Source organism: Streptomyces mirabilis, assembly GCF_039503195.1.
GTDB classification, from domain to species: domain Bacteria; phylum Actinomycetota; class Actinomycetes; order Streptomycetales; family Streptomycetaceae; genus Streptomyces; species Streptomyces mirabilis_D.
Map to the genome: position 1 here is coordinate 3,776,899 of NZ_JBCJKP010000001.1, position 12,448 is coordinate 3,789,346.

Annotated in this window: 12 protein-coding genes, 2 tRNA genes and 1 pseudogene; 3 read left to right on the forward strand and 12 right to left on the reverse strand. The window is 69.9% G+C overall.

The annotated features are described in order from the left end of the window. Positions 1–9: 9 nt before the first annotated feature. Positions 10–82, reverse strand: a tRNA-Ala gene (locus AAFF41_RS17715). A gap of 147 nt (positions 83–229) precedes the next feature. Here AAFF41_RS17715 and AAFF41_RS17720 point away from each other — a divergent pair. After that, entirely contained in the window at positions 230–1,462 is a 1,233-nt protein-coding gene (locus AAFF41_RS17720) for a glycosyltransferase 87 family protein (protein ID WP_343324204.1), read from the forward strand. Here the strand turns inward: AAFF41_RS17720 and AAFF41_RS17725 are convergent. Continuing rightward, positions 1,431–1,664, reverse strand: a complete 234-nt coding sequence (locus tag AAFF41_RS17725) for a hypothetical protein (protein WP_010986886.1) — start codon at positions 1,662–1,664, stop codon at positions 1,431–1,433. The two genes, AAFF41_RS17720 and AAFF41_RS17725, sit on opposite strands and share 32 nt — an antisense overlap. 246 nt (positions 1,665–1,910) lie before the next feature. Next, positions 1,911–3,380, reverse strand: a complete 1,470-nt coding sequence (locus AAFF41_RS17730) for an MFS transporter (protein WP_415925814.1) — start codon at positions 3,378–3,380, stop codon at positions 1,911–1,913. A gap of 120 nt (positions 3,381–3,500) precedes the next feature. On the opposite strand from AAFF41_RS17730, the pseudogene AAFF41_RS17735 reads away from it, so the two are divergent. Then, positions 3,501–4,419: pseudogene (locus AAFF41_RS17735) on the forward strand (helix-turn-helix transcriptional regulator). Positions 4,420–4,499: 80 nt separating this feature from the next. On the opposite strand, the gene AAFF41_RS17740 reads toward AAFF41_RS17735, so the two are convergent. The 7 genes from AAFF41_RS17740 to AAFF41_RS17770 all read right to left on the reverse strand — a co-directional run bounded on the left by AAFF41_RS17740 (position 4,500) and on the right by AAFF41_RS17770 (position 9,191). Continuing rightward, positions 4,500–4,572, reverse strand: a tRNA-Ala gene (locus AAFF41_RS17740). 107 nt (positions 4,573–4,679) lie between these two features. Continuing rightward, positions 4,680–5,297 carry a histidine phosphatase family protein gene (locus AAFF41_RS17745; protein ID WP_319744548.1) on the reverse strand — a complete coding sequence of 206 codons (618 nt, stop codon included), beginning with the start codon at positions 5,295–5,297 and terminating at the stop codon, positions 4,680–4,682. 116 nt (positions 5,298–5,413) lie between these two features. After that, positions 5,414–5,857 (reverse strand): ribosome silencing factor, encoded by a 444-nt coding sequence (gene rsfS, locus AAFF41_RS17750; RefSeq protein WP_054231941.1) that lies wholly within the window; start codon positions 5,855–5,857, stop codon positions 5,414–5,416. Between the two features lie 172 nt (positions 5,858–6,029). After that, positions 6,030–7,853 (reverse strand): LytR C-terminal domain-containing protein, encoded by a 1,824-nt coding sequence (locus AAFF41_RS17755; RefSeq protein ID WP_343324205.1) that lies wholly within the window; start codon positions 7,851–7,853, stop codon positions 6,030–6,032. 25 nt (positions 7,854–7,878) lie between these two features. Next, the gene (gene nadD / locus AAFF41_RS17760; protein ID WP_248297702.1) at positions 7,879–8,445 is read right to left on the reverse strand and encodes a nicotinate-nucleotide adenylyltransferase; all 567 of its coding nucleotides are present in this window, start codon (positions 8,443–8,445) and stop codon (positions 7,879–7,881) included. 247 nt (positions 8,446–8,692) lie between these two features. Next, the gene (locus tag AAFF41_RS17765; RefSeq protein ID WP_095854717.1) at positions 8,693–8,854 is read right to left on the reverse strand and encodes a hypothetical protein; all 162 of its coding nucleotides are present in this window, start codon (positions 8,852–8,854) and stop codon (positions 8,693–8,695) included. A 178-nt stretch (positions 8,855–9,032) separates the two neighbouring features. Continuing rightward, on the reverse strand, positions 9,033–9,191 hold the full coding sequence (locus AAFF41_RS17770) for a hypothetical protein (RefSeq protein WP_095854716.1): 159 nt from the start codon (positions 9,189–9,191) through the stop codon (positions 9,033–9,035). Positions 9,192–9,294: 103 nt separating this feature from the next. Here AAFF41_RS17770 and AAFF41_RS17775 point away from each other — a divergent pair, with 103 nt between their 5' ends. Then, positions 9,295–10,443 carry a M48 family metallopeptidase gene (locus tag AAFF41_RS17775; protein WP_319744550.1) on the forward strand — a complete coding sequence of 383 codons (1,149 nt, stop codon included), beginning with the start codon at positions 9,295–9,297 and terminating at the stop codon, positions 10,441–10,443. Between the two features lie 127 nt (positions 10,444–10,570). On the opposite strand, the gene AAFF41_RS17780 is transcribed toward AAFF41_RS17775, so the two are convergent. Then, entirely contained in the window at positions 10,571–11,638 is a 1,068-nt protein-coding gene (locus AAFF41_RS17780; RefSeq protein WP_319744236.1) for an SCO2583 family membrane protein, read from the reverse strand. 144 nt (positions 11,639–11,782) lie between these two features. Then, positions 11,783–12,406: an SCO2584 family spore wall biosynthesis protein gene (locus AAFF41_RS17785; RefSeq protein ID WP_382205599.1), complete on the reverse strand. Its 624-nt coding sequence runs from the start codon at positions 12,404–12,406 to the stop codon at positions 11,783–11,785. Positions 12,407–12,448 lie beyond the last annotated feature (42 nt).

A 12,448-nucleotide genomic window follows, 5' to 3' on the forward strand; every position in this document is an offset into this window, starting at 1 on the left:
CAATATGTGTGGAGCTAAGGAGAATTGAACTCCTGACCTCCTGCATGCCATGCAGGCGCTCTACCAACTGAGCTATAGCCCCTTGTGGCCATGCGGCGAAGCCGCATATCGACCGTGTCGCCCGGTTTCCCCGGCGGCGACGCCAACATTACACGGTCCTCCCCATGGACCACCAAATCGATTCCGCGCTGTGCGGACAATGCGGACATGAGGGATAGTGTCGGCCTTCGTGACCGTGATCGCGCTCCCCCGTGTCCGCCACCGTGCGCCTGTCGCCCTGGGGGCGTGCCTGTTGTCCTTCGCCGCCTTCTGGTGGGCACAGCGGGCCGCGCACGTGTCGATGATCGACCTGATGGTGTACCGGGCGGAGGGCGAGACCGTCCGCGCGGGCGGCGACCTCTACGCGCTGCGTACGACCGAGGCCCATCTGCCGACCACCTACCCGCCGTTCGCGGCGTTGCTGTTCACGCCGCTGACGCTGCTGGACACGTCGACCATGCGGACTCTGGCGACGGCCGGAAATCTGGCCCTTCTTGTGGTGTTCGTGGCCCTGTCGCTACGGCTCGTCGACCACGCGCGCGTGGAGGGGGTCTGGTGGGCGTCCGCGGCGGCCGTGTGGTGCGAGCCGGTGTGGACGACCGTGCGCTACGGGCAGATCAATCTGCTGCTCGGCGTGTTGGTGCTGTGGGACCTGACGCGGCGGCCCGGGCACCGGTGGGCCGGAGTGGGTATCGGGCTCGCGGCGGCGATCAAGCTGACACCGGCGCTCTTCGCGGTGTTCCTGCTGGTCACCGGCGTCGTGGCATACGCACGGCGGGGCCCCGGAGGCCCCTGGTTGCGGCACGTGCGCGGGTCGGCCGTCGCGTTCGCCGGGGCAACCCTGCTGGCGGCCTGCACCCTGCCCTACGACTCATGGAGCTTCTGGAGCCGCATGGTCTTCGAAACGGGTCGGGTCGGGCTCGTGGAGGACACCGCGAACCAGTCACTGCGCGGGGCACTGGCCCGGCTGCTGCACACCACTCAGCCGGGCCTCTGGTGGGTCGCCACGGCGGCCGTGGCGGGCTCCCTGGGCCTCGGGGTCGCCGTGACGGCGGAGCTGCGCGAGCGGCGCGCCTGGGCGGTGGCCGCCTGCGCGGTCACGGCGCTGCTGATCAGCCCGGTGTCGTGGTCGCACCACTGGGTGTGGTGCGTGCCGATGGTGCTGATCCTGGGCACGCGCGGCCGGGCGGCCGCCGTCGGCGCAGCACAGGTGGCCGCCGCCCGTACGGCACTGGTGACCGCCGCCGGTACGTCGCTGGTCTTCTGCTCGTACGCGCTGTGGTGGGTGCCACATGGCCCGGGACGGCTCGAACTGCGTCAGACGGGCGCCCAGTTGACGTTGTCGGCCCTCTACGAAGGAGCCGGTCTCGTCTTCCTGACCCTGATCGGGGTCAGGCTGTGGCGAACGAATAGAACCGTTTGAGCGTGCAGTGCTCGTCGAGGAGCCGGCCGTAGATCGGCTCGCCCTCCAGCTCGCGGTACGTCTCGATCGGGTCGCCTTTTATGATCAACGCCCGCGCGCACTCCTCGCACCAGTACTGGTAGTCGTGGTTGACCGGCTCCATGTCGCGGACGATCGGCGTACCACTGCCGCACCAATCGCACTTCCGCCTGTGTGCACCCATCGATCAGCTCCAGCTGTGGCCGCAGGCCGTGCACACGTAGGAGATCCCGCCGTTGTCGCCGAGGACCTGGGCGACGTGGACCGATCCGCAGGAAGGACAGTCGAGGAGGGTGGCTCTTCTACGTGTCTGTGCCACATCGAGGAGATCGTCGACCTTCTCGAGGATGCTCGCAGGCATCGCTTCTCCCTCCCGTCGGGCCGCGCCCCCTTCCGGCCGTTTGATTCTGCCACGGCCGGAGCAATACGGTCAGCGACGCCTTCGTACCAGTCCGGACACAGCACCCGACGTGGCCGTCGCGGCCAGCGCATACGTGCACATGAGGAGCGCGTCCGCAGAGGTATACGCCCCCGGAGCCCCAAGTGACTCAAGTCGGTTCAAGAAGAGTGTGCCGAAAGCCGCGACGCCGATCAGCTGACCGAGCTGCGCGACCGTCGCGAGCAGGCCGCTGGCGTCCGCCGCGTCCTCGGGCCGCACCGTGGCCAGAGCCCTGGTCAGCGTGGGGCTGAAGCCCAGCGCGAGACCGGTCCCCATGCCCGCGAACGCCACGTACAGCCAGAATCCGCCGTCGCCCCCGCCCTTCAGCACGGCTCCGACACAGGCCACGGAAACGGCGGCGACGGCGAAGCCGACCGGGATCAGGACACCTTGCAGTGCGGCCGGCCAGTCGCGCCAGGTCAGACCGACCAGGCCGAAGACCACCGCGGTCGGCGCGAAGGTGAGTCCGGCGCGCAGCGCGCTGTACCCGAGGCCGCCCTGGACATGCAGGGTCAGAGCGAACAGGAAACCCGCATTGACCGCCATCACCGCGAGCAGGCGGAAGACCGCGAGGCCCATGCCGGGGTGGCGCAGCACCCGGGGTGAAATCAGCGGCGCTCCACCCCGCCGGGCGAGCCGGGACTCGTACAGACGGAAAAGGGTGAAGAAGACCACGGCCGCGCCGAGCGACAGCCAGGACCACAGCGGCCAGCCCTCTTCCTGACCGAGCACGAGCGGCACGGTGAGCAGCGACACGGCGGCGCCGAGCAGGCCGAGGCCCGGCAGGTCGAGGCCGCGTGAGCGCTCCACGGCTCCCGGGGCGTCCCGGGGCAGGACGCGGTGGCCGACGGCCAGGAGTACGAGGCCCACGGGCACGTTGACCAGGAACACCGGCCGCCAGCCGGTGCCGAGCAGGTCGGCGCTGACCAGGACGCCGCCCAGCACCTGTCCGGCCGCGGCTCCCGTCGCGACGACGGCGGAGTACGCGCCGAGGGCACGGGCCCGGGCCTCGCCGGTGAAGTGGCGCTGGATCAGGCTGAGCACCTGCGGAATCATCACGGCCGCACCGGCTCCCTGCACCAGCCGGAAGGCGATCAACTCCCCGGTTCCCCGGGCGAGTCCGCACGCCAGCGAGGCCGCGGTGAACAGCGCGAGCCCGGCGAGGTGGACGCGGCGGTGGCCGAGCAGGTCACCGAGGCGCGCGCCGGTGATCAGCAGTACGGCGTACGCGATGGAGTATCCGGCGACCACCAACTGCATTCCGGCGCCGGACGCGTGGAGTTCGGAACCGATCGTGGGCACGGCGACGTTCACGATGAAAACGTCTAGCAGTGCCATGAACTGGGCTGTGAGCACGACCGCGAGCAGCCGTCCGGGGCGATTGTCAGTGCCGGGGGCTTTACTGGTCGCAGGACTTGAATCCGCTGCGGGACCTGGGCCCGCGGGGGTTGTCGTCGTCATGACTCCGAGCCTGGCGGCGGCCGGATACGGGTGCCGAGAGCCCGCCGATGCTGGTACTGACAGCACCTGGCAGCGGGCGGGTTTCGGCGCGGACGATGGAAGACGGGGGAAGTGAAGCCGATGAACACGACACAACGTCGCAGGCCGGAGCTGGCCGGCTTTCTGCGCGGTCGGCGGGCGCGGGTGACACCCGCCGACGTCGGGATGCCCCCGGGCGTGCGGCGCCGCACGCCGGGTCTGCGCCGCGAAGAGGTCGCACAGCTCTCCGGGGTCGGTGTGACCTGGTACACCTGGCTGGAGCAGGGCCGCCCCATCAACGCCTCTCCTCAGGTGCTGGACGCGGTGGCGCGCACCCTGCGCCTGGACCAGACCGAGCGGGAGCATCTGTACCACTTGGCCGAAGTGCCCTACGAGTCCGAGCCGGAGCTCCCCGCGCAGACCGTGAGCGCGGAGATCCAGGGCATCATCGACGCCTTCGATCCGCGCCCGGCGGCGGTCTACAACTCGCGGTACGACATCCTGGCCGCCAACCCCCCCTTACCGCGACCTGTTCTTCGTACCGCAGACGCTCGACATCGGCGTTCCCAACGTGCTGTGGACCCTGTTCACCGTGCCCGAGCCGGGCTGCCCCGTGGTGTTCCGGGACAGCGAACTGCCGTTGATGGTGGCGACGCTGCGCTCCGCGTACGGCAGACACGTCGGCGAGCCCGCCTGGGAGGACTACATACGCGGGTTGTCGGCCGCCAGCCCGCGCTTCGCCGAGTTGTGGGCGGGCGGGGACGTCCTCCCGCCGGGACCGCGCGTGAAGACGTTCCGCCATGAGGCGGTGGGCGAACTGCGGATGACCTCGGTGTCGCTGTCCATCGACGGGATGCCGGAGTGCCGGATCGTCGCCTACACCCCGGACGACGAGAAGGCGCGCAAGGGGCTGGCGGTTCTGCGCGAGCGGCGGGAGCGGTTGTGGCCACCGTCACTCCAGGCCGCCGCGGCATCCCTGCGGTCGAAGTCGCCCACGTCACCGACAACCTGGGGGACATGAAAGAATCCCGCCCCTCGAAAGGAACGGGATTCTCATCACTGATCTGTGCTGATCTTTGACAACTCAAGAGAGTTGATCTGTGGAGCTAAGGAGAATTGAACTCCTGACCTCCTGCATGCCATGCAGGCGCTCTACCAACTGAGCTATAGCCCCTTGCGTTCTTCCCGCCCGGCGGGGCGAACAAGAAGAACTTTAGCCTGCGACCTGCCAGAAAGTGAAATCCGGTCCCGCCCGGCCCCCGGGACCGGACAGGGGGCCGCTCAGTCGTCGTCGCCGAGCACCGGCTCCGGCAGTGTGCCGGCGTTGTGCTCGAGCAGCCGCCAGCCCCGCGCGCCCTCTCCGAGGACGGACCAGCAGCAGTTGGAGAGGCCACCCAGGCTCTCCCAGTGCCGGGACTCCAGGCCGAGCAGGCGCCCGATGGTGGTGCGGATGGTGCCGCCGTGGCTGACGACCACGAGGGTGCCGTCCTCGGGGAGCTTGTCGGCGTGGCGCAGCACCACGGGGGCGGCGCGGTCGGCGACCTCGGTCTCCAGTTCGCCACCACCGCGGCGCACCGGCTCACCACGCTTCCAGGCGGCGTACTCGTCGCCGTACTGGGCGATGATCTCCTCGTGCGTCAGCCCCTGCCAGACGCCCGCGTAGGTCTCGCGCAGGCCTTCGTCGTGGATGACGTCGATGCTGGTGAGCGTGGACAGTTCGGCGGCCGTGTTCGCGGCGCGCTGGAGGTCCGAGGCGACGATCACGTCGGGCTTCAGCGAGGCGAGCAGCCGGGCGGCGCGGCGGGCCTGGCCGATGCCCGTCTCGGTGAGCTCGACGTCCGTGGTGCCCTGGAAGCGGCGATCCACGTTCCAGGAGGTCTGGCCGTGCCGCCACAGGATGACGCGGCGACCGCGGCCCGGCTTCTCCCCGGCCTCGACGCCCGCGACGGTCGGCTGCCGCCCCGCCTGGGCGTCACCCGTGGCGGATGTCCCGGCCGCCTCGGCGCCCGCCGCGGTCACCGCAGCTCCCCGAATTCGACGGAGTCCTCCTCGGCCTGCAGCTTGGCGTGCTCGGCGGCCTTGCCGCGGGTGGCCTTGGCGTCGGCGGGCAGGTCAAGCTCCGGGCAGTCCTTCCACAGCCGCTCCAGAGCGTAGAAGACACGCTCCTCGCTGTGCTGCACGTGCACCACGATGTCGACGTAGTCGAGCAGTACCCAGCGGGCCTCGCGGTCGCCCTCGCGGCGCACCGGCTTGACGCCGAGCTCCTTGTTGAGCCGCTCCTCGATCTCGTCGACGATCGACTTGACCTGGCGGTCGTTGGGGGCGGACGCCAGCAGGAAGGCGTCGGTGATCGAGAGAACGTCGCTGACGTCGTAAGCGATGATGTCGTGCGCGAGCTTGTCTGCGGCCGCCTGCGCGGCGGTGGTGATGAGCTCGATGGAGCGGTCCGTGGCGGTCACTACGCGGCTTTCCGTCGGCGGTCAGTAATGACTCAAGGGTCTCACGGACCGCCGACGGCACCCCACGCGTTTACGTGGCCACATCCCGGGGGCCCCGGGACGTGGCGCCGACCACTCCGGAGGGTCACCCGTGACCACTCCGCGTGATCACCCAGTGGAGCGGTCACCGTGATCACCCGGTGGAAGTGGTCACCTTGTAGTCCTGGCCGAGGACCACCGAGACGTCCGCGTTGGACGAGCCACTGCCCTTCTTCACGGTGCTGGTGGGCAGACCGAGGGTCTTCGCGACCTCGATGGCGTCGTTCTTCCTGGCGGCATCGGTGTACGTGATCTGGGTCACGCTCTGGGCGGTGGCGGCGGTGCCTGAGTCCAGGAAGGTGTAGCCGCCGTTGACCAGGACGACGCGGGCCTTCTCGGTGGCGTCCTTGTTCCCGGTGGCGTTCTTGATGCCGACACGGACGGCGGCGCCGGCGTCGGGACTCTTGGCGGTGCCGCCGAGGACGTCCTTGACCACGCTGTTGGTGGCGCTCTCGCTCAGGGTGCCGTCCTGCTGCACGGGCAGCAGCGCCGTTTTGTAGTCGCCGCCCTTGGCGAGGTCGGCGAGCTTGGCGAGGAAGGCGCCGAGGTCCTGGTCGGTCAGGGAGGGGTCGAGGATCTGCGCCAGGGTCTGCACGGTGGTGGTCGCGGCCTGCTTGTCCGAGGACAGCTTGCGCAGCACGCCCTGCATGACCTGTCCGAAACGCTCCAACTGAGCGTTCTGGGCTTCACCGGAGGCCCGGTAGGTGGCGTAGGCGACGGCCATCTTGCCGCTGAGCGTCTGGTTCTCGCCCTTCTTCACGAGGGGCGCCTCGCCCTTCTTCTTCGCATCGGGGTCCGGCACATCGGCGTTGGTGGTCAGGTCGATGTTGCCGACGAGGTCGACGAGGTTGTTGAGGTAGGGGGTGTCGAGGCGCCAGGTGCCCTGGATGTTGGTCCCGAGCACCGTGTCGATCGCGTCCCGGGTCCCGGAGGAGCCGTCGTCGCCGACGGACTTGGCGAGCGTGGTCGTCGAGCCGCTGTCGTCCGTCAGAGCAAGGGAGTTGGGCAGCAGGACGGTGGTGCCCTGCTTGGTGGTGGTGTTGTCGACGAGCAGGGCCGTGGAGGTGCCGCCGCCCTTCGTGTTGTGCAGGTGGACGACGATCACGTCACGGTTCTGGGCACCCGTGGCCGTCGTCGCGGCGGACTTGCCGCCCGAGGAGGTGCCGGGCAGCTTCCCCGCGTACCAGAGGTAGCCGACGCCGCCGACCACGACCAGGGCGAGCACCACGACCAGGGCGACGACCCTGCTGCGGGCGCGGCGCTTGGCCTCCTCGCGGCGCTCGGTACGGTTCTCGGTGAAGTTGAGCCAGTCGATGACGTCTTCGGGCTCGGCTTCCTGCTCTTCGACGAAGGCGAACTGCTCGGTGCGGTAGTCCCGGTCGGCCCGCGGCTCGTTCTCCTCCGCGCGGCGCGCCTGCTGCGGGATGTACGCGGTCTGCTCGGCGACCCGGGGCTGCTGCCCAGTGCTCGTGCCCGCGGCGCCGGTCCCGCTCCGGGACTGACCCGCCTGCCCGGCCCGCTCCGTCTGCCCGCCCCGCCCCGTCCGCCCGGCCTGACCAGCCTGCCCCGTGTGCACCGTCTGCCCGTAGGGGTCGTACGACGGCGTCGCCCCGGTGGTACCGGACGTACCGGCTCCGTACGGGTCGTAGGGGTCGTAGGCGGGGACCGCGGTCTGCTGACCGGTGTCGTACGAGGACACGGGCTGCTGCTGACCGGTGTCGTAGCCCCCCGCGCCGGTCGCGTACGGGTCGTAGCCGTAGCCCTGGTGCTGTTGGGGCTGCTGCTGCTGCGCGTACGGGTCGTAGCCCTGTTGGGACCCCTGGGGGGGCACCTGTCGGTACACAGGCTGCCCGAACTCGTCGTAGCCGACGAGCTCATACTGGTCGCCGCCCGCGTATCCGTCGTATCGGTCGTTCACCGGTGCCCCTCTCGGCTCACTCGCGTCACTCGCCGCGGTACAGCTCGCGCTTGTCGATGTAGCGCACCACACCGTCCGGTACCAGGTACCAGACGGGGTCGCCCTTGGCGACTCTCGCACGGCAGTCTGTGGAGGAGATGGCCAGCGCGGGAACCTCGACCAGCGAGACGCCGCCCTCCGGCAGGCCCGGATCGGTCAGGGTGTGACCGGGCCGGGTGACTCCGATGAAGTGCGCGAGGGAGAACAGCTCCTCCGCGTACCGCCAGGTGAGGATCTGACCGAGCGCGTCGGCACCGGTGATGAAGAACAGATCGGTGTCGGGGTTGAGGGCGCGCAGATCGCGCAGGGTGTCCGTGGTGTAGGTCGGGCCGCCGCGGTCGATGTCGATGCGGCTCACCGAGAACTGCGGGTTCTCGGCGGTGGCGATGACCGTCATCAGGTAGCGGTCCTCGGCAGGTGAGACCTTCCGGTCCGACTTCTGCCACGGCTGCCCGGTCGGCACGAACACCACCTCGTCGAGGTGGAACTGCGCGGCGACCTCGCTGGCCGCCACGAGGTGCCCGTGGTGGATCGGGTCGAAGGTTCCGCCCATGACACCGAGGCGGCGCTTGCCCGGATTCGAGGGGCCGTTCCCGGGGCCGGTCGTCAACCGACTCGTCCCGCCTCTCACTGGGCCGCCGAGCGCGTCACCCGCGGCGCCGCCGACGGCGCCGCTCTCCGTGTCACTCGCCGGACCGGTAGGCATGTCCTGCTCTCCCATGCGAGCAGACCCTACCGGCCCGGTCGACGGGCTCCGCCCGACAGGGGTCCCCGGGACAGCTCCGAACGGCCGAAAAGGCTCAGCGGTCGCGGTTGAACCGCGTGGTGATCCACAGCAGCAGGAGCAGCACGAACAGCGCGCCACCGCCGGTCAGGAACGGGTTGAGGCTCTCGTGGTTGCCCCCCTGCTCGCCCTCGGCGGCAACGGTGACCAACTGTGCAGCGGTGCTGTGGAAGCTCATCTCGGCAGGACCTATCCGGTGTGGGCGGGATAAAGACGTCGGCCCATCGTATGCGGGGGCCTCGGTCGCGATCACGCCGACTCCGCCGTTGGGGACGCCGGTTGCTCCGGCCTCCCCGGCCGACACAGCCTCGGTCGTCCGGCTTGTCCCCGCCTCAGCCGTGCCGCCCGTCCGGGTGTCAGTCGTCCCGCTTGTACCCACGCAGCAGGAACCAGGCGGTCAGGCCCACCCCGACGATCATCACGATCAGCACGACACGGAGCAGATTGCCCGGGCCTTGCTTGTCTGCCGCGTTCGCGGCCTCGGTGAGCCAGGCGGCTGCGGGGATGTGCTCCATGGTGATGGACTCCTTCTCTGTACTGCCCGTCCACGTTATCTCCGCCTAGGCTGGTCCGTGCCTTGGGGGCACAAAGGGCACTCTGACGCACATGGGGGAACACATGTCCGACAACGGCCACCAGCAGGACGGGCACGAGAACGTGCCGAGCAGGCAGCGCAGGCGCTTCGAGGGGATCTCCTCACGCACCTACGAACACCCGGCGGACCGCTCGGCCCTGGTGGCCCTGCGCAAGCTCAGCGGCTTCGACACGGTCTTCAAGGCCCTGAGCGGCCTGCTGCCCGAGCGCAGCCTGCGGCTGCTGTTCCTGTCCGACTCGGTGCGCGTCTCGGACGCCCAGTTCGCGCACCTCAACACGATGCTGCGGGACGCCTGCCACATCCTGGACCTGGAGAAGGTCCCGCCGATGTACGTCGCCCAGGACCCGCAGCCGAACGCGATGTGTATCGGCCTGGACGAGCCGATCATCGTCGTGACGACCGGACTCGTCGAACTGCTGGACGAGGAGGAGATGCGGGCCGTCGTCGGGCACGAGGTCGGCCACGCGCTCTCCGGGCACGCCGTCTACCGCACGATCCTGCTCTTCCTGACCAATCTGGCGCTCCGGGTCGCCTGGATCCCGCTGGGCAACATCGCGATCATGACGATCGTGACCGCGCTGCGCGAGTGGTTCCGCAAGTCGGAACTGTCGGCCGACCGGGCGGGGCTCCTCGTCGGGCAGGACCTGAAGGCTTCGATGCGCGGCCTGATGAAGCTCGCGGGAGGAAATCACCTGCACGAGATGAACGTGGACGCGTTCCTCGAACAGGCCGAGGAGTACGAGGCCGGGGGCGACCTGCGCGACTCCGTGCTCAAGATCCTCAACACCCTCCCCCGCACACACCCCTTCACCACCGTGCGCGCCGCCGAGCTGAAGAAGTGGGCCGAGTCCCGCGACTACCAGCGGATCATGGACGGTCACTATCCGCGGCGCGCCGAGGACAAGGAGACCTCGGTCTCGGACTCCTTCCGGCAGTCGGCGGCGAGCTACGCCACGGACGTCAAGAACTCCAAGGACCCGCTGATGAAGCTGGTCAGCGACATCGCGGGGGGCGCGGGCGACCTCGGCGGGCGGGTGCGGCGCGGGTTCGGAGGCTTCGCCGGCGGCACCCCGAAGGACCAGACCGCCCCGAACGACCAGACCACCCCCGAGGACCGGACCTCGCCGAAGGACCAGCCGCCCCGGGAGAGCACCCCCGAGGACGACGACTGACACGCAAGGAAGCCGGGGACACGACGGTCACGGTCGAAACTGTGGGCGTCGGACCTGCGGCTGTCGGACCATCCAGCGGCCGTCAGTCTGACGGCCGCCAGACCCTCGATCGCCAGACCCTCGGCCGTCAGACGCTCGGCTGCGAGCTCGTCGCCAGTGAGCCGCACAGTGCCGTCGCGCTGCCCGTCGCGTACGGGTCGGTGCCGGCCGGGCCGCCCGCCTTCGCCGTCTGGCCCGCGAGCAGCGGGTGCAGATGGGTCACCGAGTCCTCGGAGCAGGCGAGCGGTCCGGCCTGGACGTAGGAGACGACCACCTGGGCCTGGTGCATGCGCAGGTCGTCGCGGTCGAAGCGGAACTGCAGCTCGCGCCGGACGGTGAACAGCGAGGCCTTCGCGTTGGCGTCCGAGCCGGCCGGCTTCAGGGCGTACACGAAGGTGTGGTCGGCGATGACCTCAAGGGTGCTGGAGTCGAACTCGGCGGCCTGAAGCGTGCCCTGCACCCTGATCCTGGAGTCGGCGAGCTGGGCGCGGGTGGGGTCGAAGCGGACCAGCCAGCCGGTGGGCGCGTGCCGACCGTCGGCGGCCGGGTGGTCGAAGCTCTGGTCGAACTGGTCGAGCTGCTGGGGGGCGAGCAGGATCCGCACCGGCCGGTTGGTGACGCCGGTGAGCACCTCCGGGTCGAGCGAGGACTTCACGAGGTAGTCCTTGGCGGTGGTCAGGGCGGCCACGACCTGGCTGTCGGAGAAGTGCGCGGTGCGTCGGTAGGCGGGCAGCGCGATGCCGTCGGCGCCGACGGCGAACTGGGCGGCCGGGCTGTGCGCGTACAACTGCTCGGCGCTCGTGGCCCCCGGTACGGCGGTCTGGGGCGCGAGGGGTATGACGGTCATCCGCAGCGGTTCGGGGGGCTGGGCGGCCGGGGTCTGGTACGGGTGCCGTACACCCATGTAGATCGCGGTGCCGAAGGCGACGGCGATCAGCAGGACCAGGATCAGCGCCTGCCGGGGCAGACCGCGCTGGAGGGTGGGGCGGCGGCGCACGGCCGGGGCGTGGTCGGCCATCCGCTCCTGCGCGGAGAACTCCTGGAGGCGTGCAGCACGGACGAACGACTCGTCGAAGACGACGGATCGGTATTCGTCCTCTCCACCGGCGGGGGCGCCCTCGGGTGTCCCCTCAGGTGGGTCTCCAGGCCCGCCCATACCTTCAGGGTAGGTCTCCGGGGGCCCAGGTAAACGCCGTGGTACACGACAACTTCTGACAGGTTCTCACCAGGATCGCCAAGGACCGTCGCGATCGTCAGAATGTTCGAATGGCCGTCAGAGGTGGCGCGGGCGCCATGGGTGTCAGGGCGTTTTGGGAACCGCTGACACGGCCGAATGGGAGTACTCGGCCGAAGCGGAGGGGCCGGGGCCGGTGACCTTGTCCTGGCCTTGTTCAAGGCCCGTGGAGGCGGGTGGCGGGACCTGGTCCTGGCGGCCCGAGGAGGCTCCCCGGTAGACCGCTGTGAAGGCCAGGGCGACCATGCCCACGCCCATCACGAGGGCGAGCACCCAGGCGACGGGGCGGTGCCAGCGGGCCTGTTTTCCGTAGGCCCGGCCGTATCTGCCGTACGAGCCCGGCGCTCCGTAGCGGCCTTCGAGGATCTCGGTGTCGTCGAGGTCGTCCAGATCCGGGTCATGGCCGAAATCGCCAGGGCCGTCGGGCCCGAACCCGTCCTCGTAGCGCTCGTCGTCGCCGCGGGCACCCCGGGAGTGCGCCCGGCGCGCCTCGGCCTCTGAGGCCTCCGCGCGGGCCTGCGCGGCTGCTAGGAGGCGCTCGACGGCGGTCGGCTCATGAATCACCGCCGCACGTACGAAGTCCTCGTCGAAGACCACGGAGGCGAACTCTTCGTCCGCACCCCCGCGGTCGCGGTCGTCGTCGGGCTCCCAGCCGTCAGGGAACGGCGTGCCCCCCACGTCCTCCGGCACGGATCCAGAGTAGACCTGGGGGGTCATTTTGGGCAGACGGTA